The 581-nt window shown below is 45.6% G+C and carries 1 protein-coding gene; it reads left to right on the forward strand.

What is annotated here, in order from left to right:
- Positions 1–581: type I glyceraldehyde-3-phosphate dehydrogenase (locus ACQY6F_RS18995; protein WP_428776685.1), on the forward strand; the 581-nt coding region annotated here is incomplete at both ends.

Consider the following 581-nt stretch of genomic DNA (forward strand, 5'->3'; position numbering starts at 1 on the left):
CTGTACGTGTTACTGCAGAGCGCAACCCAGAAGAACTAAAATGGGATGCAATCGGTGTTGACGTAGTTGCTGAAGCAACTGGTCTATTCCTAACAGACGAGACTGCTCGTAAGCACATCACTGCTGGTGCTAAGAAAGTTGTTCTTACTGGTCCTTCTAAAGACGCAACTCCAATGTTCGTTAACGGCGTAAACTTCGACACTTACGCTGGTCAAGACATCGTTTCTAACGCTTCTTGTACTACTAACTGTCTAGCACCTATCGCTAAAGTTCTTAACGACAAGTTCGGTATCGAATCTGGTCTTATGACTACAGTTCACGCTACAACAGCAACTCAAAAAACTGTTGACGGTCCTTCTGCTAAAGACTGGCGCGGTGGTCGTGGTGCTTCTCAGAACATCATCCCATCTTCAACTGGTGCTGCTAAAGCTGTAGGCGTTGTACTTCCAGAAGTAAACGGCAAACTAACTGGTATGGCTTTCCGCGTACCAACTGCTAACGTTTCTGTAGTTGACCTAACTGTTAACCTAGTAAACGGCGCATCTTACGAAGCTATCTGTGCAGCAATGAAAGAAGCTTCT

Origin of the sequence: Vibrio sp. (assembly GCF_050299255.1) — a bacterium.
Taxonomy (GTDB): Bacteria; Pseudomonadota; Gammaproteobacteria; order Enterobacterales; family Vibrionaceae; genus Vibrio.